Annotated in this window: 22 protein-coding genes and 2 pseudogenes; 13 read left to right on the top strand and 11 right to left on the bottom strand. The window is 72.8% G+C overall.

Annotation, left to right across the window (positions count from 1 at the left end; genetic code table 11):
* Positions 1-120: 120 nt before the first annotated feature.
* Together ACF1GV_RS30230 and ACF1GV_RS30225 are read right to left on the bottom strand one after the other, a co-directional pair.
* On the bottom strand, positions 121-291 hold the full coding sequence (locus ACF1GV_RS30230) for a hydrophobic protein (protein WP_363262866.1): 171 nt from the start codon (positions 289-291) through the stop codon (positions 121-123).
* 138 nt (positions 292-429) lie between these two features.
* On the bottom strand, positions 430-1,035 hold the full coding sequence (locus ACF1GV_RS30225; RefSeq protein ID WP_391686755.1) for a TetR/AcrR family transcriptional regulator: 606 nt from the start codon (positions 1,033-1,035) through the stop codon (positions 430-432).
* Between the two features lie 78 nt (positions 1,036-1,113).
* Here ACF1GV_RS30225 and ACF1GV_RS30220 point away from each other — a divergent pair, with 78 nt between their 5' ends.
* Together ACF1GV_RS30220 and ACF1GV_RS30215 are read left to right on the top strand one after the other, a co-directional pair.
* On the top strand, positions 1,114-1,806 hold the full coding sequence (locus ACF1GV_RS30220) for an NAD(P)-dependent oxidoreductase (RefSeq protein WP_391686753.1): 693 nt from the start codon (positions 1,114-1,116) through the stop codon (positions 1,804-1,806).
* A gap of 82 nt (positions 1,807-1,888) precedes the next feature.
* Positions 1,889-2,707 carry an SAM-dependent methyltransferase gene (locus tag ACF1GV_RS30215; protein WP_391686750.1) on the top strand — a complete coding sequence of 273 codons (819 nt, stop codon included), beginning with the start codon at positions 1,889-1,891 and terminating at the stop codon, positions 2,705-2,707.
* Between the two features lie 258 nt (positions 2,708-2,965).
* Here ACF1GV_RS30215 and ACF1GV_RS30210 read toward each other — a convergent pair whose 3' ends face one another.
* Positions 2,966-4,681 carry a RecQ family ATP-dependent DNA helicase gene (locus tag ACF1GV_RS30210; RefSeq protein ID WP_391686748.1) on the bottom strand — a complete coding sequence of 572 codons (1,716 nt, stop codon included), beginning with the start codon at positions 4,679-4,681 and terminating at the stop codon, positions 2,966-2,968.
* 238 nt (positions 4,682-4,919) lie between these two features.
* Here ACF1GV_RS30210 and ACF1GV_RS30205 point away from each other — a divergent pair, with 238 nt between their 5' ends.
* From ACF1GV_RS30205 to ACF1GV_RS30190, 4 genes are all read left to right on the top strand, one after another.
* Positions 4,920-5,771: an MBL fold metallo-hydrolase gene (locus ACF1GV_RS30205; RefSeq protein ID WP_391686745.1), complete on the top strand. Its 852-nt coding sequence runs from the start codon at positions 4,920-4,922 to the stop codon at positions 5,769-5,771.
* A 103-nt stretch (positions 5,772-5,874) separates the two neighbouring features.
* Positions 5,875-6,447, top strand: a complete 573-nt coding sequence (locus tag ACF1GV_RS30200; RefSeq protein ID WP_391686742.1) for a hypothetical protein — start codon at positions 5,875-5,877, stop codon at positions 6,445-6,447.
* A 174-nt stretch (positions 6,448-6,621) separates the two neighbouring features.
* Positions 6,622-7,305: a YqjF family protein gene (locus ACF1GV_RS30195; RefSeq protein WP_391687293.1), complete on the top strand. Its 684-nt coding sequence runs from the start codon at positions 6,622-6,624 to the stop codon at positions 7,303-7,305.
* A 36-nt stretch (positions 7,306-7,341) separates the two neighbouring features.
* On the top strand, positions 7,342-7,977 hold the full coding sequence (locus ACF1GV_RS30190; protein WP_391686739.1) for a hypothetical protein: 636 nt from the start codon (positions 7,342-7,344) through the stop codon (positions 7,975-7,977).
* Positions 7,978-8,045: 68 nt separating this feature from the next.
* On the opposite strand, the gene ACF1GV_RS30185 is transcribed toward ACF1GV_RS30190, so the two are convergent.
* Positions 8,046-8,609 carry a TetR/AcrR family transcriptional regulator gene (locus tag ACF1GV_RS30185; protein ID WP_391687290.1) on the bottom strand — a complete coding sequence of 188 codons (564 nt, stop codon included), beginning with the start codon at positions 8,607-8,609 and terminating at the stop codon, positions 8,046-8,048.
* A 252-nt stretch (positions 8,610-8,861) separates the two neighbouring features.
* Here ACF1GV_RS30185 and ACF1GV_RS30180 point away from each other — a divergent pair, with 252 nt between their 5' ends.
* The 3 genes from ACF1GV_RS30180 to ACF1GV_RS30170 all read left to right on the top strand — a co-directional run bounded on the left by ACF1GV_RS30180 (position 8,862) and on the right by ACF1GV_RS30170 (position 12,846).
* Positions 8,862-10,289, top strand: a complete 1,428-nt coding sequence (locus ACF1GV_RS30180) for an APC family permease (RefSeq protein ID WP_391686736.1) — start codon at positions 8,862-8,864, stop codon at positions 10,287-10,289.
* Between the two features lie 53 nt (positions 10,290-10,342).
* Positions 10,343-11,989, top strand: a complete 1,647-nt coding sequence (locus tag ACF1GV_RS30175) for an amidohydrolase (protein WP_391686733.1) — start codon at positions 10,343-10,345, stop codon at positions 11,987-11,989.
* 83 nt (positions 11,990-12,072) lie between these two features.
* Entirely contained in the window at positions 12,073-12,846 is a 774-nt protein-coding gene (locus tag ACF1GV_RS30170; protein ID WP_391686730.1) for an SDR family NAD(P)-dependent oxidoreductase, read from the top strand.
* 86 nt (positions 12,847-12,932) lie between these two features.
* Here ACF1GV_RS30170 and ACF1GV_RS30165 read toward each other — a convergent pair whose 3' ends face one another.
* Positions 12,933-14,231, bottom strand: coding sequence for a phosphatase PAP2 family protein (locus tag ACF1GV_RS30165; RefSeq protein WP_391686727.1), 1,299 nt, complete (start codon positions 14,229-14,231; stop codon positions 12,933-12,935).
* 211 nt (positions 14,232-14,442) lie between these two features.
* Positions 14,443-14,988 carry a helix-turn-helix domain-containing protein gene (locus ACF1GV_RS30160; RefSeq protein WP_391686724.1) on the bottom strand — a complete coding sequence of 182 codons (546 nt, stop codon included), beginning with the start codon at positions 14,986-14,988 and terminating at the stop codon, positions 14,443-14,445.
* Positions 14,989-15,144: 156 nt separating this feature from the next.
* Here ACF1GV_RS30160 and ACF1GV_RS30155 point away from each other — a divergent pair, with 156 nt between their 5' ends.
* The 3 genes from ACF1GV_RS30155 (at position 15,145) to ACF1GV_RS30145 (ending at position 20,011) form a co-directional block, all read left to right on the top strand.
* Positions 15,145-16,419 (top strand): benzoate/H(+) symporter BenE family transporter, encoded by a 1,275-nt coding sequence (locus tag ACF1GV_RS30155; protein ID WP_391686721.1) that lies wholly within the window; start codon positions 15,145-15,147, stop codon positions 16,417-16,419.
* Positions 16,420-16,444: 25 nt separating this feature from the next.
* A complete protein-coding gene (locus ACF1GV_RS30150) occupies positions 16,445-17,116 on the top strand; it encodes a 1,4-alpha-glucan branching protein (protein ID WP_391686718.1) in 672 nt (223 codons plus the stop codon).
* Between the two features lie 240 nt (positions 17,117-17,356).
* Positions 17,357-20,011 carry a WD40/YVTN/BNR-like repeat-containing protein gene (locus tag ACF1GV_RS30145; protein ID WP_391686715.1) on the top strand — a complete coding sequence of 885 codons (2,655 nt, stop codon included), beginning with the start codon at positions 17,357-17,359 and terminating at the stop codon, positions 20,009-20,011.
* 71 nt (positions 20,012-20,082) lie between these two features.
* Here the strand turns inward: ACF1GV_RS30145 and ACF1GV_RS30140 are convergent, their stop codons facing one another.
* The 4 genes and pseudogenes from ACF1GV_RS30140 to ACF1GV_RS30125 all read right to left on the bottom strand — a co-directional run bounded on the left by ACF1GV_RS30140 (position 20,083) and on the right by ACF1GV_RS30125 (position 23,183).
* The gene (locus ACF1GV_RS30140) at positions 20,083-21,189 is read right to left on the bottom strand and encodes an XdhC family protein (protein ID WP_391686712.1); all 1,107 of its coding nucleotides are present in this window, start codon (positions 21,187-21,189) and stop codon (positions 20,083-20,085) included.
* Positions 21,190-21,705: 516 nt separating this feature from the next.
* Positions 21,706-21,861 carry a hypothetical protein gene (locus ACF1GV_RS30135; protein ID WP_391687335.1) on the bottom strand — a complete coding sequence of 52 codons (156 nt, stop codon included), beginning with the start codon at positions 21,859-21,861 and terminating at the stop codon, positions 21,706-21,708.
* Between the two features lie 101 nt (positions 21,862-21,962).
* Positions 21,963-22,573, bottom strand: a pseudogene (locus ACF1GV_RS30130) (MFS transporter); the annotation flags it as partial.
* 193 nt (positions 22,574-22,766) lie between these two features.
* The gene (locus ACF1GV_RS30125) at positions 22,767-23,183 is read right to left on the bottom strand and encodes a hypothetical protein (RefSeq protein WP_391686709.1); all 417 of its coding nucleotides are present in this window, start codon (positions 23,181-23,183) and stop codon (positions 22,767-22,769) included.
* 641 nt (positions 23,184-23,824) lie between these two features.
* Here ACF1GV_RS30125 and ACF1GV_RS30120 point away from each other — a divergent pair.
* Positions 23,825-24,163, top strand: a complete 339-nt coding sequence (locus ACF1GV_RS30120; RefSeq protein ID WP_391686706.1) for a hypothetical protein — start codon at positions 23,825-23,827, stop codon at positions 24,161-24,163.
* A gap of 253 nt (positions 24,164-24,416) precedes the next feature.
* On the opposite strand, the pseudogene ACF1GV_RS30115 reads toward ACF1GV_RS30120, so the two are convergent.
* A pseudogene (locus ACF1GV_RS30115) lies at positions 24,417-24,636 on the bottom strand (hypothetical protein); the annotation flags it as partial.
* Between the last annotated feature and the right edge of the window lie 14 nt (positions 24,637-24,650).

Below are 24,650 nucleotides of genomic sequence, written 5' to 3'. Positions count from 1 at the left end.
TCGCCGGCCCACTGCGGGTTCCGTGCAAAGAGGTGGGTCGGCCCCCCTCGGGCCGACCCACCCCTCGTGCGCCACCGCCCCGTGGCGCCGTTCCTGTGCCGCTCGGTCAGCGGTACCGGGTCACCACCGGTACCAGCGGCCGCGGCGGCCCCCACCGGCCGCCGGACGGACCACGAAACCGAGCAGCCACAGCGCGAGCACGATCACCGCGACCCACCACAGGGCCTTGAGTGCGAAGCCCGCACCGAAGAGAACGAGAGCCAGCAGAAGAACCAGAAGCAGGGGAACCACCGTTATCAACCTCCTGGCCGTCGTGTGCTCCCATCACGCCCCGGCAAACACGCGGTCGGCGCGTTACTTTCACGGCGGGCAGGGAACAGGTCCGCCGCGTGCGCAGCCGTCAACTTCCTTGGTACAGGGGCCGGTTCCTCACTTCGGGCGCATGGCGGGGTTGAGCGCCGCGTGCAGTGAGGGAGCCAGGATCCGGCGGATCTCGGCGGGGGTGAGGGCGATGGCCGTCGGGAGGGGGTTGAGGTAGCGGGTGTAGATCAGCCCGCCGAGGATGGTCACGACGGCCGTGGCTCGCGCGGTGGCGGTGCGGCCCCCGAGAAATTCAACGAGGCGGGCCAGGAGTTCGGATTCCAGATAGTCGCGGACGGCCGCGGCGACCTCCTCCCCCTGGCTGGTGAGCCGGCGGAAGTCGGGGTCCTCCCACAGCCCGGTCACCGTGTCGATGAGGCGGTCGGGCAGGGTGGCCGGGTCACCGGCCAGGACGCGGTCGACGGTGAGCGCGTTGGCGCAATGGACCTGCATGACGTCCGCGAACAGGGCTTTCTTCGAACCGAAGTGGTAGGCGATCGCAGCGGGGTCCACTCCGGCGGCCTGGGCGACGGCGCGCAGCGTGGTGGCGCGGTAACCGCGCTGGACGAAGAGCGGACGGGCGGCGGAGACGATCGACGCGCGGGTGGGCGGGTTGCCGCGGGGACGGCCTCGCCCGCGTGGGCCGGCCGGCTGGGGAGGTGGCGGTTTATTCATCGGCGTTGAGCTTGCGTGGCCCGCCCGGCAGGGTCAAGAGCGTTCCGCCGCCCCGTACGAAGGGAAGGACCCGCCGTCATGCGTATCACCGTCTTCGGAGCCAATGGACCCACCGGCCGCCGGCTCGTCGAACAGGCTCTCGCCACCGGTCACGAGGTCGTCGCCGTGACGCGACGGCCCGGGTCGATCTCCGGGCGTCCAGGGCTCGCCGTGGCGGTCGCGGACGCGACCGATCCTGGCGGCGTCGACGCCGCGGTCGGCGGTGCGGATGCCGTGCTGTCGGTGCTGGGCACGCCGTTCAGCAAGAAGGAGATCACCACGTATTCCGCGAGTGCCCGGACGATCACCGAGGCGATGGCCCGTCACGGGGTCAAGCGTCTGCTCGCGGTCAGTTCGAACATCGCGGACCCGCACTGGCGTCCCACCGGCGCACACTTCTTCAACCTGGTGCTCGACCCGCTGGTGAACCGGCGCCTCGGCCGTACCCTGCACGAGGACATGCGCCGCATGGAGGCCGTGATCCGTGAGACGGACCTGGACTGGACGCTCGTACGGCCCTCGGGACTGTTCGAGCACCCGGCGGTGACGGACTATCACACCGCCGAGACCAGCGCGGACGGGGTGTTCACCGCCCGGTCCGACCTGGCCGCGAGCATGCTCCGCGAGATGGGCGAACGCCGGTATGTGCGCACGGCGATGGGAGTGATCACCACCGCTGTGAAGCCGAACATCGCCAAGCTGATCTGGAACGAGGGCGTGAAGAAGAAGTGAGTACGCCGGCCGTGGGCCGGGAAAGGGGGCAACAGGCCAAAGTCATGGTCAGCGGGGGTGGTTGGAGGGGAAGATGGCGGCCATGACGCATGAAGGCTCCTCCATCGACTCCACCAAGCCCAGTATCGCCCGTGTGTACGACTACCTGCTCGGCGGCAAGGACAACTACGCCGTGGACCGGGAGATCGGCGACGTCTTCAAACGTGACCTTCCCGGTTCCGTGGCGATCGCCTTCGCCAACCGGGCGGCCCTGACGCGAGCGGTGCGGGAGATATCGACGACCACGGACGTGAGGCAGTTCATCGACCTGGGCAGTGGTCTGCCGACCGCCGACAACGTCCACCAGGTCGCGCAGCGGCACGCGCCGGAGTCCCGGGTGGTGTACGTCGACACCGACCCCCAGGTACTGGTGCACGGGCGTGCGTTGCTGGAGGAGAACGAGCACACCCGCGTCGTCCCGGCCGATGTACGCGATCCCGAGGCCATCCGTGCCCACCCGGACACCGTGGAGTTGATCGACTTCGACCGGCCGGTCGCCGTCATATTCAGTGCGATCCTCCACCACGTCAATGACGAGGAGGACCCCGCTGCCATCGTGCGCTACTGGCGCGAACAGGCGCCCTCGGGGAGCTACTTCTTCGTCAGCCACTTCCGTTCCGGCAACAACCCCGAGACGGAAGAGGCGGAGAAGGTCCTCCAGCAGACGTTCGGCCGCGGCCGGTGGCGCAGCGACGAGGAGATCGAAGCCCTGCTGGACGGCCTGGAGATCCTCGACCCCGGGGTCGTCCCCGCCAGCCTGTGGCGTCCCGACGTGGTCGACAGCCGGTGGAACCGCGGCGGCGGGCGGGAGCTCACCGTCTGGGAACACCTCATCTCGGCCGGGCTGGCCAGGAAGTCCTAGCCGTTCACCGGTTCGTCCAGGGTGAGGGCATGACCGAGGTCGCGGTGGCGCAGCTGCGGCGCGACGATCTCTCTGGACTGCGGCGCCGGCCCGTCGTCCTCGCCTTGAACCGTCCCGCACGGCCCCGCGCCTGGATGGACGTGACCATCGGTCCGGGTGCGCAGCGGGCCCTGCGGGGCAAGGGCGGCGTGCGGTGCACGCCCCTGAGCGACGGGGTGACCGGCCGGCGGCCCCGCCACCGCGGTGACGGCGTCCGTTTCAGCGGTCGGACGCGCCGCCGCCCGGCTCGCTCACCGCCGTCAGCAGGTCGTCGCGGCCGGCCAGGGCGTCGAGGGAGAGCGTGCGGTAGCCGACGTCGTCGAAGAGCACGGTGATGCGGTCGCCGTCCTCGCTCAGCACGGTGCCCCTCCCCCACTGCCCGTGCCGCACGGCCGTACCGGCCGGATAGGCGCCGGCGTACGGGTGCACCGCCTGCCCGTCGTCCCGTGTGCCGTCGCCGCCCTCGGCCTCCGTGGCGTCACAGACGTCGCAGTTCCCGCACGGCGGCTCGTACTCCTCGCCGAAGTACCCCAGCAGGAAGCGCCGTCGGCAACCGGTCGTCTCGGCGTAGGCCCGGGCCATGTCGACCCGGGAGCGGTCCATGCGCCGGTGGGTCTCGGCGCTCTCCTCCGCACGCTTCACCGCCCGGGCCGGGGCCGTGTCCGGGTCGGGTGACACGGCGCCCGAGGCGTCCGTGACCACGGCCCCGGCCTCCTCCAGCAGGTTCACCGCGGTGGTGACCCTGGTGCGGGAAAGGCCGGTGTCCCGGCGCAGTTCGTCGAGGTCCGCCGGATCTCCGGCGTGGTCGTGGACGGCCGCTACGACCGCGCCGACGGTGTCAGTACTGGGAGCGCGGCCGCTGAAATAGACCTGCATCCCGGTGTCCTCGGGACGGAAGTGCAGGACGGCCAGGGCGGGCCGCCCGTCCCGGCCGCAACGGCCGATCTCCTGGTAGTAGGCGTCAAGGGAACCCGGCAGCGCGGCGTGCAGTACGAACCGCACGTCCTCCTTGTCGATGCCCATCCCGAAGGCCGTGGTCGCCACCACCACGTCCGCCTCGCCCGACAGGAACGCCTCGTGGATCCGCCGGCGCTCCGCGGCGCGCCGGCCCGCGTGGTAGGCCTCGGCCGCGAGTCCCAGACCGGCCAGTTCCGCGGCGTAGTACTCGGTGTCCTTGCGGGTCGCGGCGTAGACGATGCCGGGCTTGGGTTCGGCCGCGGCCTGCTCGACGACCAGGCGCCGGCGTTCGTCGTCCTCCAGGTGGCGGTGGACCTCGAGCCGGATCTCGGGGCGGTCGAAGCCGGTGACGAGGTGCCGGGGCCGGTCCATGCCGAGCCGCTCGACGATGTCCTGGCGGACCGGCGGCGCGGCTGTCGCGGTGAGCGCGAGGACGGGCGGCCGGCCCAGGCGCCGTACGGCCTGGGCGAGGCGGAGGTAGTCGGGACGGAAGTCATGGCCCCAGGACGACACGCACTGGGCCTCGTCCACCACGAACAGGGCGGGGCGGGCCTCGGCCAGCCGCCCGATCACTTCGTCCTTGGCGAGTTGCTCCGGGGACAGGTAGACGTAGGTGACCGCGCCGCCGCGCACCGCCTCCCAGGCCGCCTCCGTCTCGGCCGCGGAGAGGTCGGAGTTCACGGCGACCGCTCCCGGTCCGCGCTCGCCGCCGGGCAGTCCGGCGATCTGGTCCCGCTGCAGGGCGAGCAGCGGCGAGACGACCACCACCGGCCCCGGCAGCAACAGGGCGGGGACCTGGTACACGGCGGACTTGCCGGCTCCCGTCGGCATGACGACGAGAGTGTCGCGTCCCTGAAGTACCCACTCCATCGCGGTGAGCTGCTCGGGCCGCAGCTCGTCCCAGCCGAACACCTCGGCGGCGGTCTCCCGCAGGCGCCGGGCCCGCCGTGCGCCGGTACGGGGGCTGTCGCCCGTCATCGCCGCTCCTTCACTCCGCCTGTCCGCCTTTCTGCCGACCGGCAGGATGTGCGGTCCCGCAGGGCTGGTCTGGGTACCCCGGGGTGCCGCCGCCACGCACGGGGACGGCGCCTTGCCGGGGTGTGGCCGGCTGTTTCCGGGCGGTGCGCCGGGGAACCCGCCGCGGATCGGAAGAGAGACCACCTGACGCGGTGGCGGCGTGTGGCAGGCCCCGCGACCCGGCGAAGGGCGGGCGACCATGTCCCCGATCACGGACGACGCCCCCGACGACGCGCTCGACGTCCACTTCATCGGCAACGCCACCGTCCTGCTGCGCTACGGGCCGCTCACGCTCCTGACCGACCCGAACTTCCTGCACCGCGGGCAGTACGCCTACCTCGGGTACGGGCTGCTCAGCCGGCGTCTGACCGAGCCTGCGCTCGACGTGGACGAACTGCCCCGCCTCGACGGGATCGTGCTCTCCCATCTGCACGGGGACCACTGGGACCGGCGGGCGCGCCGGGGTCTGGATCGCACCGTTCCGGTGCTGACCACCCCGCACGCCGCGCGCCGCCTGAGGGTCCTGCACGGCTTTCCCCGTACGGCGGGGCTGCGCAGCTGGCGGCACTTCACCCTCGAGCGCGCCGACGCGCAGGTCAGGGTCACGGCTCTGCCGGGCCGCCACGCCGGTCACCCGGTGCTGCGCGGGCTGCTGCCGCCGGTGATGGGCAGCATGCTGGAGTTCGGCCCGCCGGGGCGGCCCCCGCGGATGCGGCTCTACATCTCGGGTGACACCCTGCCGTACGACGGCCTGGCCGAGGTCGCCACCCGTTTTCCGGCCGCCGATCTGGCCGTCCTGCACCTGGGCGGCACCCGTCTTCCCGGCGGGTTCGTGGTCACGATGGACGGTGCGCAGGGCGTGGAGCTCGCCCGGCAGCTCGCTCCCCGGCGCATCCTGCCGGTCCACTATGGCGACTACACGGTGATGCGCTCACCGCTGTCCGCGTTCCTCGCCGAGGCGGACCGGGCCGGGCTCGGCGACCGCGTCGTCGCCTGCGGCCACGGGGAACGGGTGCGGCTCGCTCCGGGGGTGGCTCCGGCGCTGCTGTGAGCGGCGCTGCCCGCGGTGGTCCGGCGCGGCCCGGACCGCGCGCGGCGAGTGTGACACTGGGAGACAGAGGCCGCCTGTCGACGATGCGCGGGAGGAGTTCGAAATGAGCCAGGTCGGAAGCCGTCCGTCGGGTCTTCTCCAGCCACTGGGGGCCGTCGCCTCCGGGCTCCGGCGCCTGCCGGGGGCCGAGCAGGTCGGCAGGTTCGCCGACGATGCGCTGGACCGGATCGGAGCGATCTCCCCACGCGGCCGCCGGCTGGCCGTCTACACCGGGGCCGGTGTGCTGGGCGTCGCCGGAGTGGTGGAGTGGCCCGTGGCGCTCACGGGCGCCGCCGTCGCCTGGCTGACCCAGCCGCGTCCCGAACGCGGCACGGAGGAGGGCGCGGACCGGGACACCGGAGGTGGCCGGGGCGAACGGCACGAGGGCGACGGGACACGCACCGCTGCGGGCAGGTCCGAGGGGCCCGGGCCGGTGCCCGTGCGCACCGACGACACCGCTGCGCGGGACCAGGGCGCGGGCGACCGGCTGGCCCCGTCCCACTTCCGTCACGACGAGCCTGAGGAGCACGTGCACGAGGAGCCCGCCAAGGTCGGTGACCCGGCCACGGCGTCGGCGCTCAAGCAGGTCGCGGAAGCCTCGGCGCACCACCACGGGCCGGAGCACCGGCCCGGCTGACGCAGGCCCTGTCGTCTGGATCTTCCCGGCGTCGCGGGGTCTGGTACGCACGTCTGCGGCGGGCCGCCGTTCCGGTGACCGTGGCCGGTGCGGACCGTCGGCGTGAGCACGGCGTTTTACCCGTCGGCGGAGGGGAACGCAGGGCTGGTGGTCTCGTATGGAGCGGAGCAGCGGGTGCGCGTCCCCGCGCTCCGGACCGGCTGGCAGCGGCAGACGTTCGTGCACTGGCCGTTCCCGGCGCGGACGGTGCAGGACCTGCTGCCGCCCGAACTCGTCGTCGACGAGTACGAGGGCGCGGCCTGGGTGAGTCTGACGCCTTTCGTCATGGCCGACGTCCGCCCGCCCGGCGTGCCCTCCGTGCTGCCGGGCCTGCCGACGTTCGCGGAGACCAACCTGCGCACCTACGCCCGGCACCGGGACTCCGGGCGGGACGGGCTGTGGTTCCTGGGCATCGAGGTGGCCTTTCCCCTGATGCTCGCGGCGCGGGCCGTGGGCGTGCCGTACCACCAGGGCACCCTGCGCGTCTCCATGGACGGGGACGTCGTCTCGTACACGGGCTCCCGGTGGGGCGGCGACGTCGCCTACCGGCTCGTCGTCCGCCCTGGTGATCCGATCAGGCCGACGGCACGGGACGTGTGGCTGACGTCGCGGTGGCGGGCGTACTCACGCCGGTACGGCATGCTGTGGCAGACGCCGGTCGAGCACGAGCCGTGGCCGCTGCGGGCCGCCTCCCTCGAGGTGGCCGAGGAGACCCTGACCCGCGCGGCCGGTCTCCCGGCGCCCGCCGGTGAACCCGTGGTGCACTTCTCGGATGGGGTCAGGCATGTACGGCTCGGACCGTCCCGTCCGTGTCGCTGAGGGCCGGCCGCCCCGCGACGGCTGCGGAGCGGGCGGATGAACCGTGGACGCGGCTCCACGGGCCGGCGGGCGCGGCTGCGCTTCGACGGCTGGATCGCCGGCCTGGGCACCACCTCGGGCACCCGGATCGTCGTGGGTCACTGGCGGCGGTCGCCGTTCGGCCCGTTCAGCGACGTGATGATCGAACGGGCCGACGGGGAGCGGCTGTTGCTGGCGCCCACACGGCGCGTCGCCGACTTCGTCCGCGGCACGTACCTCTTCGACACGGTGCGTGTCGTTCCCGTCGAGGTGAGGGCGACGGGCGGCAGTTGCACGGTGCGTGCCGGGCCACTGGAGCTGGGGTTCACGGTCGGCCGGCCGGGACCGCTCGGGCTTGTGCTCGCGGCCGTGCCCGGACCGCTCGCCCGCAGTGCGGCCTGGACGGTGGTCACGGATCCGTTCGCCCGGCTGCTGCTGCGCGGCGTGCGGACCCGCGGCAGCGCGGTGCCCGGACGCCGTGAGTGGTACGGCGCAGGCGGGCTGTGGCCGGTCACGGGGGTGTCGGCAGCCTTCGCGGGCGACGATCTCGGCGCCCTGGCGCCCGTCGACCCGCCCGTGCGTTTCGGATTCGGTTCCGTGCCCCGCCGGCCGGCGCTGACCCGCGTCACCACGACCGTCGCGCCGGGGCTCTGACCCGCGTCACCACGGTCGTCGCGCCGTTCCGGTGATCCGGTGATCCGGCGCCTTCCCGGGGGCGGAGGTCATGCGAGGGGACGCGCGGCGTTGCGGGCGGCATTGCGCGCGGTACGGACGGCTCCCTCGCGGGTGGCTCCGCGTAGTCCCAGCACCACACGCGTGCTGAGCCCGTCGAGGAGGGCGAGGAGTGCGTCGGCGGCCTCCGGCACCTCGTCCTGAGGCAGACCGAAGCGCCGCCGGCGCACCCCTCGCAGCAGCAGTTGCTCCAGGTCTTCCTGCCAGGCCCGGTCGAACTCGTCCTGGGCGGTGGTCAGTTCACTGTTGCCCGCGGCGCGCGCCCACAGTTCGATCCACAGCATCCAGCGGGCGTCGCGCGGCCCCTGGGGCAGATAGAGCTCGACGAAGGCGTCGAGGCGGCGGTCGATGGTGGTGCGCCGCGACAGCAGGGCCTGCCGTTCGCCGGTGAGGCGGTCCTCGCTCCACCGCAGTGCTTCGAGGAGCAGCCGGTCCTTGCTGCCGAAGTAGTACAGGATGTGCCCGCCGGAGGTGCCGAGGCGTTCGGCGAGTCCGGACATGGTGAGTTCGGCCAGACCGTGCTCCGCGATGGCCCGCATCGCCTCTTCGAGCATGCGCTCGCGGGCGATCATCCCGCCGCGTCTGCGTCGTGCCTCTGGTGCCGTCACGGCGGACAGTCTAGCGGGGCATCCCCCCTGACCTTGAATGTCGTTCAAACGTCGAGAGCCCTCTCGGGATCTATTGACAGGGCCCCACCTCCTTCCACATCTTGTATGACATTCAAACTTCCTTGAACCCCATTCAAGGAAGCGTTCTCCTCCGCCCCTCCGCCCGCGGCCAGCCGCCCGATCCCCGGGGACGCACTCATGACGCACACACCAGCCGACACACCGCACGGCACTTCCCCGCCGGCGCCCGCCCCAGCCCTGGGCGGCGACGGCGCGGCGCCCGCCGCCCTCGCCCGGGTCCTCGGCCCCGTGGGCGCCGTTCTGCTCACGCTGTCCTGCATCACCCCCGCCTCTTCGCTGTTCATCCTGGTCCCCGAGCTGTTCGCCGGTCAGGGCACGGGCGCTCCGCTGACCATCGCGGTGGGGATCGTCATCTCGATCGCCGTGGGCGCCTGCTACGCAGAACTGGGCACGCTGACCCCGAGCTCCGGTGGCGAGTACGCCATGGTCGACGCGCTGCTCGGCCGGTTCCTGGGCTGGGTGACCTTCGCGATGACCATCGCCATGCTCGTGGTCATCCCACCGGTGATCGCTCTGGGCACGGCCGACTACCTCGCCGACCTCGTCCGGGTGGACCCACAGGTCGCCGGCTGCGCCGTGATGCTCGTGGCGATCGCGACGGCCGTCCTCGACGTCAGATCCAACGCCCTGGTGACCGGCGCGTTCCTGGTCCTGGAGGTGGTCGCCGCCGGGGTGGTTGCCGTCCTGGGCCTCGCCCACGCCCAGCGCTCCCCGTCGGTGCTCGTCCACCCGGAGGTGTCCCAGGCCACCGCCGGACGATCGACGTTCACCCTGGGGCTCCTGGTCTCCGGGCTGGCCGCCGCGATGTTCGTGGTCAACGGGTTCGGCACCGCCTCCTATCTCGCGGAGGAGATCCACCGGCCCCGCCGCAACGTGGCGCGTGCCGTCTTCTGGTCGCTGTTCGTCGGCGCCGCCGTCATCGTCGTCCCCGCCGTCGCGGCGGTGCTCGGCACCCCGTCGACCGACACCCTGTCCACGGCCACCTTCTCCGACCTGGTGCGCGGCTGGGCGGGCGACACCACGGCCACGGTGATCGACCTGTGCGTCGCGCTGGCCATCCTCAACGCGGTCCTGGTGATGGTGCTGCAGAACGCCCGGGTGGTCTACGCCTCGGGCCGTGACCGGGCCTGGCCCGCACCCGTCAACCGCGCGCTGACCCGGCTGCACCCCCGATTCGGCTCGCCGTGGGTCGCCACCCTCGCCATCAGCCTGCCCGGAGCGGCACTGGCCTGCTTCGCCGACCTGTCGACGCTGTACGAGGCGACCGGCGCCATCCTCGCCGTCGTCTACGTCCTGCTGGCCCTGGCCGCGCTGGCCGCTCGCCGCGCACCGCTGCGTGGCCGCCCGGCCTGGCGGATGCCGCTGTGGCCGCTGGCACCGGTCGTCGTCCTCGCCTCGGTCGGCTACGTGCTGTACCAGCAGGCCGGACGAGACCTCGCCATCACCGGCGGTGTCGTCGCGGCGGCCGCTCTCTACTACGTCCTGTACCTGCGCCGGCATACGCACGACCGCTGGCAGGTCGCCGCTCCCGACGCCGACGACTGACACCGGCCCCGCAGCCCTCGCCCCGCCACCGCACGCCCACTGGAGAACAGATCGTGACCCTCCCCTCCCCCGCCCACCTGGTCCTGCGCAACGCCCGCATCCACACCGTCGACCCGGGCCTGCCGTCGGCCGAGGCGCTCGCGGTGCGCGACGGCCGCATCGTGTGGCTGGGCTCCGACGCGGACGCCGCAGCCTGGACGGGCCCGGCCACCGAAGTCGTCGACGCGGGCGGGCGACGGGTCCTGCCCGGCTTCGTGGACGCGCACAACCACGTCCGGCTGGGCTCGGACGAGGAGTGCGTGCAACTGGCCGGGGCCCGCTCGCTGAGCGAGGTCGCCGCCCGGATCGCCGCCTGGCGCGCGCAGCACCCGGGCGCCGGGTGGATCGAAGCGGAGGGCTTCGACTACTCGGTCCTGCCCGGGGGCCGGATGCCCCGTGCGCGGGACCTCGACGAGCTGACCGGTGACACTCCCGCCTTCGTGCTCAGCTACGACGTGCACACCATGTGGCTCAACAGCGCCGCGATGGCCCGCCTCGGTGTGACACGCGGCTGCGGGGAGCTGCCGTTCGGCATGCCCGAGACGGACCCGGTCACCGGGGAACCCACCGGTTTCGTCCGGGACTTCGCCGTGCGCGGCCTGTCCCGCGAGGGGCATCGGGCGCTGCGCGAACTCGGCGTGCCCTGGGCCTCCCCCGCGCGCCAGTACGGCCGGCTGCTGCGCAGTCTGGACGACGCGGTGCGCTTCGGCATCACGACCATCGTGGAACCGCAGAACTCGCTGGACGATCTGGAGCTGTTCGTCCGCGCGCGCAAGGAAGGGCGCCTGCGCTCACGGCTGGTGGCCGCGCTGTTCCACCCGCGCGGCACCACCGAGGCCGACCTGGACGAATTCGCCGAGGCCGCGCGGCGGTTCGACGACGAGTGGATGCGGGCGGGCCCGCTCAAGCTCTACATCGACGACGTGGTCGAGCCGCGCACGGCCGCCCTGCTGGAGCCGTACACGGGCTGCCGGCACCGCGGTGACACCTTCTACTCGCCCGAGGAGTTCGCCGAGCTGCTGACCCGGCTCGACGCACGCGGCTTCCAGTGCTTCGTGCACGCCACCGGGGACCGCGGCATCCGCACCGTGCTGGACGCGGTGGCCCGCGCCCGCGCCGAGAACGGCCCCCGTGACGCCCGCCACCAGGTCGTCCACGTGGAGTGCTGCGACCCGGCGGACGTGCCGCGCTTCGCCGACCTCGGGGTGGTGGCCTGTATGCAGCCGCGCCACTGCGCCCCCGAGATCGCCGGTCCGGGCCAGGACTGGGCGCGCAACGTCGGCCCGCAGCGCTGGCACAAGGCGTGGCCCCTGCGCAGCCTGCACCGGGCCGGGGCGACGCTCGCGTTCTCCAGTGACTGGAACGTCGCCGAGATGGACCCCATGGTGGGCCTGTACACGGCGGTGACGCGCCGGCCGCTGGGCGGAGGCGAGGCATGGATGCCGCAGGAGACGGTGGACATCGAGACCGCGGTGCACGGCTACACGATGGGGTCGGCGTACGCCAACTTCCTCGAGCACGAGCGTGGTTCGCTGTCGGTCGGCAAGGTCGCCGACCTGGTCGTCCTCTCCCGCGACGTCCTCGGCGTCGAGCCCGAGGAGATCCCGGGGACGGTGTGCGAGCTGGTCATGGTCGGCGGGGAGGTCGTCCACCGCGGGTAAGGGAACGGGGCGTCTCCTATGCTTGCGCCGTCGACGTCCGTCAGCGAAAGGCTCCGCATCGTGACCGCCGGGCAGGTTCTCTCATGAGCGTGAGTGCGTCCGCGTCAGGGCGGCGCGTGCTGGTCAGCGGTGCGTCGCGCGGGCTCGGGCGTGCCGTGGCGCAGGCGTTCGCCGAGGGCGGGGACCGGGTCGCCGTGCACTTCGGGTCGCGTGCCGACGAGGCCCGCACGACGCTGGACTCCCTCGCAGGTTCCGGGCACACCCTGGTCGGGGGCGACCTCGCCGACCCGGCGGGCGCGGCGGCCGTCGTGGACGCGGCGGCCGAGGCGCTCGGCGGTGTCGACGTGCTGGTGAACAACGCGGCGGTGAACATCCGCCATCCGCTGCCGGAGACGCCGTACGAGGAGTGGGCGGCGCTCTGGCAGCGGCATGTCGCCGTGAACCTGCTCGCCACGGCAAACCTCAGTCATCTCGTGGCCCGGCGCATGATCGACCAGGGCACGGGTGGCCGCATCGTCAACATCGGTTCGCGCGGCGCGTTCCGCGGCGAACCGGACCACCCGGCCTACGGGGCCACGAAGGCCGCGGTGCACGCCCTGGGCCAGTCGCTCGCGGTGTCGCTTGCCCCGTACGGCATCGCCGTGGCCTCGGTCGCGCCCGGCTTCTTCGACACGGAGCGAGTCGCCGCACGCCTGGAGGGCGCCGAGGGTGCCGCCATCCGCGCACAGAGTCCCTTCGGCCGGGTCGCCTCCGCGCAGGAGATCGCGGGGGCCGTCGTCTGGCTCGCCTCCCCGGCCGCCGAATGGGCGTCGGGCACGATCCTCGACCTCAACGGGGCGTCGCATCTGCGGACGTGACCGTCACGGCCGCCGTTTCCGTCTGCGCCCACCCATACGTGAGCGGCGCCCCGGGTCTCCCCGTGGCGCCGCTCGGACAACGTGTCTCACACCAACTCCGGTTGCGGCTGGGGCTGCTGGGCCGGCGCGGCCTTCGGTTCCCACAGACCGGTGGTGCGTACATAGCCGTAGACCACGGACGCCATGGCCGCGAGGAGAAGCGGGCCGCTCACCCAGGGGTGCCGCGCCATCTGCATCGGCAGATAGCGATACGACGCGAGGAGCGCCACGAAGACGACTGTGCCGTGGACGACCAGCTGGATTCCCGCACGGTCCCATCCACGGTCGAACGCGCGCAGGGCCGCCTCGACGGTGAATGCGAACACCACACCGGCCACGAGATCCACGCCGTAGTGGTAACCGAATCCCAGGGTCGCGGTGAGGGTGGCGATCAGCCAGAACGTGCCCGCGTATCGCAGGAGTTTCGGGCCCTTGCGGGAATGGAGGAAAATCGCCGTGGCCCACGCGGTGTGCAGGCTGGGCATGCAGTTGCGCGGGGTGATCTCGTCGTAGGGCATCCAGTGCGGGGCGCTCAGCGCCGGCACGGTGTGGGGCCACAGGTCGGCCACCGCCCAGTGCAGACCGCCGGTGCCGAACGCGCCGGTGCCGTAGGCGAAGACCGGCCCGACCGTCGGGAAGATCATGTAGACGGCCGGCCCGACCAGACCGATGACCAGGAAGGTGCGCACCAGATGGTGGGCCGGGAAGCGGCGGTCACGGGCGACGTGGCGCAGCTGGTACAGCGCGACGACGACCGCTGCCACCGCGAGCTGGACGTAGACGTAGTCGAGGACGTGTGCGCCGATCGGGCCGGTGGCTTCGACCATGCGTCCCACCAGCCAGGACGGGCTGCCCAGCGCCCGATCGGCCACGGCCACGTACTGGTCGAGCACCGTCGGGCGGGTCTTCGACGTGATCAGCAGCCAGGTGTCGCCCGTCTTGCGGCCCGCCACCAGCAGCAGGCCCAGTCCGACGCCCTTCAGCAACAGCACCCGCTCCGGGCCGGTGCGACGCGTGACGGCTATGACCCCATACCCCAGTACGACCCACAACGCGCCGGTGCCGAAGGGATGGCCGTGGGTCGCCTCCGCGCCGGCCGCCCAGCGCACCAGCCACAGGACGACGTCGACACCGATCGCCACGCCGGCCGCTGCCAACCGTTCCCGCCGACTGAGCACCACCATCATCAACGCCATACCGGCGTACAGCAGTGGCCCCGATTTGGGCGCGAACAACAGCTCTCGCGCCTGATCGGTGATCGGCCCCGGCTCCCCGTAGTGACGTGCGGCGATCTCCAGGGTGATGAGGAAGGCGAAGGTCACCACGCCCATCGCGGTCCACAGCATCGCCGGTCCCGGACGCCACGCGGCGGACTCTATTGTGTTGTTTCTTTGCGAAGGAATCCGCGATGGTCTGGATATCAATTTTTCAGCCGTTTTGTCAGATATAAAAGCGATCGTTTTCAGTTCGATCATGTTAGCGGAGTAGGTGCCTTTCGTGGCCCCTACGGCGGAAATGCGCGAAGCGGCCGTTCCCACCGGGCCCTTCACCGGCACCTCACAGTGCGGCGGCCGAATAGCGCACGAAGAGTATGCCGTGGACGTCGCCGTGCGGGGCGCTGTAGAGGTGCGGGGTGTCGGCCGGCCAGGACACCGGCATGCCCGGTCCGGCCGTGACCGGATCGTCCAGGACGCCGACGACGGCCGTGCCGCTGAGGATCATCAGGGTCTCGCTCGTGCCCGCGACGTGCGCGGCCGACTCCTGCGTGGCGCCCGCGGCAATGGTGACCCGGAAGATGTCGGTGACCGCGTCGGCGTCCTCGTGCCGTTCGATCAGGGCCGCCGTGACCGCGCTGCCGGAGACCGCGCCCTCGTGCTCCTCGGCCCGTGCGGGCGGGGCGTCGCTGAGAACCGCGCTGAGCGGCCGGTTCAGTGCCGTGGTCAGCGCATAGAGGGTCTCCAGGGTGGGGTTGCGGGTGCCGCTCTCGAGTTCGGAGAGGGTGCCCTTGCCCACTCCCGAGCGACGCGCCAGCTCGGAGAGCGAAAGGCCCCGCTCCCCGCGCAGTTCCCGGAGCCTGCGCCCCACCTCGTCGTTCAGCCCCATCGCCGGATCCCGCTCCCGCTCTCGTCCGCCGCGGTTGACGGCCTCGGCGCTCCTCCCTAGTGTTCCACATACAGAACGTTCCGTTTACAGAACGCTCCGAACTGCAGAACGTTCCGTCAGAACGCCGGAACACCCCTCCTCCCTGAGAAGTCGCCCATGCTCTCCTTCACCACCCGCCTGCGCGCGGCCGCGCCGCCGTCGGCCGTGGCCGCCGGGCTGATCGCCGTCACCGTGGGCGTCACCAGTTCCGCCGCGCTCGTGTTCACCGCTGCCAGGGCCGCGGGGGCGGGCCCGCGGGAGATCGGCTCCTGGATGCTCGCGCTCGGCGTCGGGCTCGCCGTCACCTGCGTCGGTCTCTCCCTGCGGTATCGCGCCCCCGTCGTCACCGCCTGGTCGACGCCCGGCGCGGCCCTGCTGTCGACGAGTCTCGCCGGGGTGCCGATGCGGCAGGCGGTCGGCGCGTTCGTGTTCTCGGCGCTGCTCGTCCTTGTCACCGGCCTGACGGGCTGGTTCGCCCGCGCCATGGACCGCATCCCGGTGCCGCTCGCCTCGGCTCTGCTCGCCGGGGTGCTGCTGCGGTTCGGCACCGGTCTCTTCAGCACGATGCACGGCCATTTCGCGATCGCCTTCCCCGTGTTGGCGCTGTATCTCCTGGCGCGCCGTTTCGCAGCCCGGTACGCGGTGCTTCTCGCGCTCGCCGGCGGTGTCCTCGCCTCGGTCGTCACCGGCGGCTGGCACATGGACAGGCTGCGGGTCTCGCTGGCCGCACCGGTCTTCGTCGCGCCGGACTTCGACTGGAAGATCCTCGTCAGCGTCGGTGTGCCGCTGTTCGTCGTCACCATGGCCTCGCAGAACCTGCCCGGAGTCGCCGTCCTGCGCGCCTCGGGCTACGACGTCCCCGTGTCCCCCCTGATGTCCTGGACCGGTGCGGTCAACGTCCTGCTGGCCCCGTTCGGCGCGTTCGGACTGAACCTCGCCGCCATCACCGCCGCCATCTGCACCGGCCCGCAGGCGCATCCGGACCGCGCCAAGCGGTACGTCGCCGGCGTGTGGGCCGGGATCTTCTACCTCTGCGTCGGTGTCTTCGGCGCCACGGTCGCCTCGCTGCTCACCGCCATGCCGCAGGCGCTGGTCCTCGCCACCGCGGGCGTCGGCCTGCTGGCCACGATCGAGAACTCGCTGACCACGGCCCTGTCCGACAAGGAGTCGCGGGAAGCCGCCGTCATCACCTTCCTCGCCACCGCGTCCGGAGTCACCCTCCTCGGCATCGGCTCCGCCTTCTGGGGCCTGCTCGCGGGCGCCCTGACCACCGTCATCGCCCGCGCCGGGCGGCGTGGCAGACCCGCACCGGCAAACCCGTCGCCGGCTCCCGCTGACGAGCGCACATCCGACGCCCCGGCGCCGCTCCGGTGCGAGGATGTCGGGACTTGATCACCTCACGGAGGGAGACCTCGGCATGGCCGTCATCCACAAGACATTCGTGAAGCCGACCAAACTGGAACTGCTCACCTCCTGGCTGCCCTCCCGTCCGTGGTACCGCGGCGCCGCGGCCGCACCGGACCTGGCCAAGGCCGGAGGCTTCCGGCTGGACGACCCCGACGGCGCGGTCGGGATGGAGTTCATGGTGGTCACCGACGTCTCGGCTTCCGGACCGACCACCTACCTGGTGCCGCTCACCTACCGCGGCGGCCCGCTCGACGGGGCCGAGCACGCCCTCGTCGGCACCATGGAACACGGAGTGCTCGGCCGCCGCTGGGTCTACGACGGCTGCCACGACCCCGTTCTGGGCGCGCAGTTGCTCGCCCTGGTCCAGGGCGCGGCACAGGCCCAGGACCAGAACCTTACCGACACTCCCGACCCGACGGTCATCGGCTCCTACACCGGCGAGGGCCCGCTCGCCATCGACCCCGCCCAGGCTCCCGCCGACGACCGGGACGGCACCGAACTGCCCCTGCCGCAGGGCGCGACGCTTCGTCTGCACCGGATCCTGCGGCCGGCGCCGGACGGCACGCCCGTCGCCCCGCAGGGAGCGATCGGCCACGTCGCCGCGCCCTACCACCTGCCGGACGGCACCCGAGTCCAGGGGCTGTTCGCCGTCCTGCACACCGGTCTTCGGGCCCAGGGGTGACACATCCCGGACCGCGCGCGCTGTAACCCATAGGGGGCGACGGCCCCTTGAGAGGTATGAGCGGTGACGCGCCGAACGAGCCTGTTTTTGCCAATCATTACGATTGTCAGACTCTAAAGTCGCTGTAAACCCCTGTGATCGGTACACGCCACAGGAGTACGGTTCCGGCGCTCGGCAGTAAGAGATCCCGCGGCCGTAGGGGCGGCCGCCCCTTACTCCGAAGAACCCGGAGACAAGTCCATGGGTGTGTTTTCCGCACGGCGCAGACCGCGCCGCGCCGCGGAGGGTGGTGGCAGACCGGTGATCGCCGTCGCCGCCGCCGCGCTTCTGCTGGCGGGGGCGATACCGGTCGCCGCCTACGGGGTGGACGCCGACACGGGGTCCGGCCGCCATGACGTGGCGGGCGAGGAGTCCCACGAACTGATGGAGTCCCTCGACTCGTTCAACGAGCCGAGGCTCTCCCCCGACGGCCGCATCGCACCGGGCGCCTACGCCGACGCCTGGGCTCACATCAAGAACATGCCGGTCAGGCCGGGCAGTTGGAGCGAGGTCACCACCGCGCCGTACAACGAGGACGCGCTGCACTACCGGGACCGGTCCGCCTCCAACTCCGGTGGGGGCGCAGGCTACTCGGCGGGCCGGATCGCCGCCCTGGCCACCGACCCGACGCACCAGGGCGTGGTCTACGCTGGCGCCGCGGGCGGCGGTGTGTTCCGCTCCACGGACGACGGACGGACCTGGACGCCGATCGCCGACCGGCTGCCCGCCCTGTCCGTGGGCGCCCTCTCCGTCGCACCCGACGGCTCGCTGTGGCTGGCCACCGGTGAGGCGACCACCGCCTCCGACAACTACCTGGGCAGCGGCGTCTACCGGCTCGCGGACCCGGTCACCGGCGCCTTCACCGAGACCGACAAGGTGGGCGGCACCGAACTGGACAGCAGCTCCGTCCACACCCTCACCTTCGACAAGGCCGCCGGCTACGTCTTCGCCGCCTCCTCGCACGGCGTCTTCCGGCGCCCGCTGTCGGCGGGGCAGTCCACCGCCTGGACGAAGGTCCTGGCCCCGTGCGCGGGCGTCGGCATCAGCGGCGTCAGCTGCGGGGTGGACAGCCACTACGCGGACATCGCCAACGACATCGCCGTACAGCCCGGCAGCGACGGCAGGAAGCTGCTCGCCAACGTGGCCTGGCGCAGCGGCGCCGGCTACAACGGCTTCTACTACTCCGACGACGCGGGCACCACCTGGAAGCGCGCCAACCCGACCGGCGCGATCAACCCCGCCGAGATCGGCAACACCGCCTTCGCGTACGCGGCCGACGGCAGCCGGCTGTACGTCTCCATGGAGTCCCCGAAGCTGCTGAACAAGTCCTCCGGCTCGGGCGTGTACTCGGTGCTGGCGGGTGTGTACGTCAGCGGGAGCGGCAACGCGAGCGGCTCGTTCAAGCAGCTCGCCACGTCCTCGGCGCTGTCGGCGGCCGGTTCCGCGATGAGGATCAACGAGATCGGCAGCGGCTACCAGCCCGGCTCCCAGGCCTGGTACGACCAGGTCATCGCCGTCGACCCGAGCGACCCGGACCACGTCTACCTCGGCCTCGAGGAGATGTTCGAGTCCCGGAACGGCGGCGCGACCTGGAAGGCGATCGGCCGCTACTGGGACTTCGGCATGCCGTGCTTCTCGTACGACCCGGCCGAGAACTCCTGCGACGGCGACGTGATGCACTCCGACCAGCACGCCCTCGCCTTCTCACAGTGGAAGAGCGGTACGCCGGAGGTGTTCGTCGGCAACGACGGCGGCGCCTACGCCCGCCCGACCACGCAGACGACGGCCGGCTGGCGCAACCTCAACGAGTCCGGCACCCTGCGCAATCTCCAGTACTACTCGGTGCGCGCGGGCCGGATGACCGACGGCAGCGGCGACGCCGTCTGGGGCGGTCTGCAGGACAACGGCGTCTCGCTGCTCACCCCCAAGGGCGCCACCTACCAGGGGCAGCGGCTGAACCCGGACGGTGAGATGGTCTCGCCGTTCGGCGGAGACGGCGGCGACCAGCTGGTCAACCCCGCCAACGGCTGCCAGACCGTCGGGGAGTACGTCGACCTCGCGCTGCAGATCACCGGCAACTGCGGCTACACCGCGAGCGACGACGGCTCCGAGAACGTGATCACCGACATCGCGCCCGGCGACCCGGGGGCCCGCTTCATCGCCCCGTTCGCCGCGGACGAGACCGACCCGAACGGTCTGTGGGTCGCGGGCGGCCAGTACGTCTGGGGCAACACCAGGACCTGGCAGAGCACCTCGGGCGCCGACTGGACGCGGCTGTTCGACCTGGGCGCCGGTCATTCCGCCTCGGCCGTCGCCAGCCGGGGCCACGTGACATGGGCGGCATGGTGCGGCCCCTGCTCCGCGGTCGACGGGACCTTCGGACGCGGTGTCGCCACCAACTACGGCGGCGCCTGGCACCAGGTGAGCCTGCCCGCCGCCTTCCCGAACCGCTACATCTCCGGTCTGACCATCGACCCGTCCGACGCCTCCGGCAAGACGGTCTACGCGGTCGTCAACGGCTTCTCCCGGCACTGGAACGAGGGCCCCGGGGCCGGATACGGCCACGTCTGGAAGACCACCGACGGCGGCACGACCTGGACGGACGTCAGCGGTGACCCCGCGGCCGCGGACTCCTTCCCGGACGCCCCGGCCAACGCGGCGCTCATCACCCGGGACGGCACCCTCGTGGTGGCCACCGACCTGGGCGTGTTCACCAGCACCTCGGCGGGCCACTGGACGCGCCTGGGCACGAACCTGCCCACCGCGCCGGCGGTCTACCTCGCCCCGAGTCCCGACGGCGGCCAGGTGTACGTGGCCACGCACGGCCGTGGCATCTGGAGGACGCCGACGCCGTGACCCCCTGCCGGCCGGGCGAGCCCTCTCCGGCCTCGCCCGGCCGGCAGCCCGCCCGCTGAGCCGGCTCGCCGTCAGGTGGCCGCGGGCGGGTGGATGGCCCCGCTCGTCGCGGTGAGCGGTGTCCCGGTGCCGCCCCAGCGCAGGGCGACGATCTCGGCGGCGACGGACACCGCGACCTCCTCGGGGGTGCGGGCCCCCAGGTCGAGGCCGAGCGGCGAGCGCAGCCGGGACAGTTCCCGCGCCGTGACACCGGCCTCCATGAGCCTCGCCAGCCGGTCGTCGTGGGTACGGCGGCTGCCCATCGCGCCGATGTAGGCGGCCGGCCGGCGCAGCGCCTCCTCGAGAAGCGGCACGTCGAACTTGGGGTCGTGGGTGACCACGCAGATCACCGTGCGCTCGTCGGTGACGGTCCCGGCGAGATAGCGGTGCGGCCAGTCCACGACGACCTCGACGCCGGCCGGGAAGCGCTTGGGTGTGGCGAAGACGGGGCGGGCGTCGCACACGGTGACCCGGTAGCCCAGGAAGTCGCCGATCCGGGCCACGGCGGCCGCGTAGTCGATGGCGCCGAAGACCAGCATGCGCGGCGGCGGCGCGTAGGACTGCAGGAAGACGGTGACCTCGTCCTCGCGGCGCTCTCCGCGCGGCCCGTAGTGCCGCTGGACCGTGGCACCGAGGGCGAGTTCGCCGCGCGCGTCGGCGGTGACGGCCGCGTCGAGGCCCGGTGTGCCCAGCGTGCCGGCCACGCGATCCGCCCACACCGCGAGAGTGGCCCCGCGCGGGGCAGGGCCGTCGACGACCATGGCCAGGGTCACCGGTTCCCGGGCGGCGACGGACGCGGCGAGCGCCCCGAACACCGGGTCCGCCGCCGGGGTCACGGGCCGCACCAGCAGGGTGATCTCGCCGCCGCAGGTCAGCCCGACCGCGAAGGCGTCCTCGTCGCTGTATCCGAAGGTCGCCAGGCGGGCCTCGCCGCTCGCGACGACCTCCTGCGCGAGTTCGAACACCGCGCCTTCCACACAGCCGCCGGACACGCTCCCCACGACCTCGTCGTCCGGCCCCACGGCCATGGCGGCGCCGGGCTCGCGCGGCGCACTGCGGCTGACCGCGACGACCGTGGCGAGCCCGAACGGGACACCGGAGGCGTACCAGCGTTCCAGCGCCGGCAGGATGTCACGCACGCTGCACTCCTTGGGGAGGAGACCGACCGGTCCGGTTCGACGTAGGTCACTGTAGAGCCGCCTCCCGCACGCAGCGAGCGCTCGTCCCAGGCCCTCGTCGCGGAGTGCGCCGGCACGCATCGCCACGCCGGCACCGCGGCGGTCAGACAAGCGAGCGCTCCGATGGCCATGCTGTGCCGCAGCCCGGCCGCGTGGTCGGCGGTGGCGAGCAGGCTGCCGCCGAACGCGACGCCGGTGGCGCTGCCGATCTGCCGGGTGGTGTTGAACCGGGCAGAGGCCGTCCCGGCATGGTCCGGGGGCGCGGCGGCCATCACGGTGGTGGTGCAGCCGGTGAGGGCGAAGGAGGTGCCGAAGCCGGCGGCCGACATCGGGGGCGATCAGCAGCGCGTAGGCGGGATGGTCGCCCGCCGCCGCCCATCCGGCCAGCCCCAGGGAGGCCAGGAGCATGCCACAGACCACCAGTGGGCGGTCCCCGGTACGGCGGGCCGGCCGCCCGGACAGGACGGACGAACATGGTCATCGCCGCCGCCGGGAACAGCGCGGGACCGGTGCCGAGGGCGCTGTAACCGCGCTGTTGCTGAACTCCAGGCTGGCGGTGAACACCATGCCGTAGAAGGCGAAGTTGAACAGCAGGCCGATGACGGCGGCGCCGCCCATCGGGCGGGAGCGCATGCCCGGCGGAAGGGCGGGCAAGCGGGCCGGCCGCTCAGTACCGCGAACGCCGCGGCGGCCGCCCCGGCCAGGAGGAGTCCGGCGAGAACGGCCGGGTCGGACCAGCCGCGCCGGCCCGCCTCGTTGAGTGCCGCGGTCAGCAGGACCACCGTCGACACCACCGCGCACTGCGCCGGCCGGTCCAGGGACCGGGTGGCGCGCCGGGGCGAGGGCGCGACGTACCGCAGGGTCAGCAGCAGGCAGGCTGCTCCGACGGGCAGGTTGACGAGGAACACCCAGCGCCGGCCGACCGTGGCGGCCAGCGGGCCGCCCAGCAACGGTCCGGCGGACGCGGCGATGCCAGCCATGGAACCCCACAGCCCGAAGGCGCGCGAGCGTGCCGCCGGCCGGGGGTAGGCCTGCTGGAGCAGGGCCAGGGAGCCGGCACGATCAGCGCCGCACCGAGGCCCTCCACCAGCCGTGCGGCCACCAGGAACAGGGTGCCCGGCGCCGGCGCGCACGCGGGGGAGGACACGGTGAACACCGCCACACCCGCGCAGAAGACGCGGCGGTTGCCGAGCCGGTCACCGAGTGCGCCGGCGGTGAGCAGGAACCCGGCGAAGACCAGGGTGTAGCCATCGGTGATCCACTGGACGCCGGTGAGGGACGCCGACAGCTCCCGTCCGATCACCGGCACGGCGACGTTGATGACGGTCAGGTCGAGGATGACCATGAAGTACCCGGCGCACACTGCGAGCAGCGGTGCCCAGGACCGCCGCCCGCTTTCGCGGGACGGTACGTTCTCGCCGCCGGCCTCCGCGAACGCCACGGTGCCCACCCCTTTTCGTTCACGGACGTACGGCGGCGATCGTCACCGTAAGGGACACCGTGCTCACGCACCGGGCATCGGCTCCGCGGCGCTCCAGTCATCCCTGCCGCGGCTCGCCGTCCCGTGTCTCGTCGAGGGCGTCCCGCAGCAGTCGCAGGCGGTCGGCGGGCCGTCCCAGGCCGTTCAGTTCCAGCCGTGCCGCCTCGGTGCGGGCGTCGGGGTGGATGGTGAACGCCAGGTTCAGGGCCTGGTGCACCATCCACTGGTGGTAGGCCAGCAGCCTGCCCGCGTCGTCCCGCGCGTCCACCAGATCGGGCTCGCTGATCGGCAGCTCGTCCAGGCGTGCGCGCAGCCGGTGGAAGCCCCGGGCGGCTCGTCCGCAGCCCTGAGCGGCCTGCCACGTCGCACCGTCCGGCGCCCCGCACGCGGCGACCGCGACGTCGGCAGACGACAGCGCCGCCACGGCGTCGTCCAGCACCGCGACCAGCATGCGCAGCTGTGACGCGCGGGGCACCCGGCCGACGGGCACAGGGCGGCGGCGCCTGAGACGGCGCAGGGTGCGACGCCACGGGCCGGCGGTCCGGGCGGACCCAGGTGGGGCGGGCGAGCCGGGATCGGGCATGGCACCTCCGCGGTCGGCCCGGCCGCCGCCTTCCGCGGGACCGGCACCGCTCTGGGACCCCTACGGGTGGATGTACTCCAGTGTGCAGCGCCCTGCACGTGAGGACGGCGGCCGGGCCCGGGCGGAGGTGGTGCCCGGCGATCGCCGCGGTACGGGATCGGGACACGGTGTACCCGTAGGGGGTATCGAACGGTGCTCGTCGGGCCGTTCCGCGATCTTCGCGACCGGTCCGCTGCCGTGCGCGCCCGGCATCGAGTCCGGCCGTGGGCCGGCGCGCCGCCCCGCGGGCCGTGCAGGGGGCAACCCACCGCCTCCGTACGAGGGTTGGCCCCAGCGGCGAGCCGCCTGCCAGCCGAGTGAGCGGCGCCGGGCCCCGCTCTAGCGTGAAGGTCCCTTGACGAACCGGGTCCCGGACGCGCTGCCCGCCGGACTCGGCTTCCTCGACACCGTCCAGGCCCCGTTCCGCGCGGACCGGCCCCCGGACGACACCGAAAGGACCCGACCGTGACCAAGTCCCCGTTACCCGCCCGAGGTTGGCGTGCCAGGGCGGCCACCGTCGGTGCGGCGGCCACCCGCTGACCGGTCACCGGGTCCCGAGCGTCGACCCGGCGCTGTTCCGGTCGGGCAGGCCCGTCCTGCTCGACCTCGCCGGGATCCTCCCGCCCGGTCTCGGCGCCGTCCGCGCGGAGCCGGTGGACGGGCTGCCCGGTGCCGTGCTGGTCCGCCCCGACGGCTACGCGGCCTGGGCGGCGGACACGGACCCCGACCTGGACGCCCTCACCGGCGATCCCTGCTTCTCCCTCCTGCGGGCGGCCTGGCAGGTCGCACCGCCCCTGCGGCGGGGACCGCGTGCCCTCAGAGGACCGTGGTGAGCCCGGGCGTGGGTGGCAGTGTGGACGGATGGCCTAGGGCCTCTCGTTTGGATCATGCCGGGCTCGCGGGGTCTGGCACCGCGCCTCGCCGCGTTGTCGTCGGTTGCCATGGCGCCCTCCTCCGCCTTGCGATCCACGGCTGCCAGACCCCGCTCCCTGATCCGGCCTGATCCAAACGAAAGACCCTGGGGCCACGTGCAGGAGTCGGGCGGCGCCCCGGACGGCCGCGGTGTGCGGGGCCGGGACCACGCGCGGCGGTGCCCCGCGCGGTGGGGACGGTCAGCACGGTCTGCGGGCGCAGTGCCTCGACCGCGGTGCGGGCCTGGGCGCGGTAGGCGACGCCGTCCAGGCCGGGGGGTGGTGACGAGGACCATCGGGCGGACGGAACGGGTCAGATGGTCGCCCAGCAGGCGCTGCACGATCCGCGCGCGGCCCGGGGTGTCGATGATGGCGCCGCGCTGGATGGGATGCATCGCCCCGGTGCCGG

The organism is Streptomyces sp. NPDC014006 (assembly GCF_043088925.1).
GTDB lineage: Bacteria > Actinomycetota > Actinomycetes > Streptomycetales > Streptomycetaceae > Streptomyces.
Note: the sequence above shows the minus strand (reverse complement) of the source record. Positions and strands in the feature narration are given on the sequence as shown.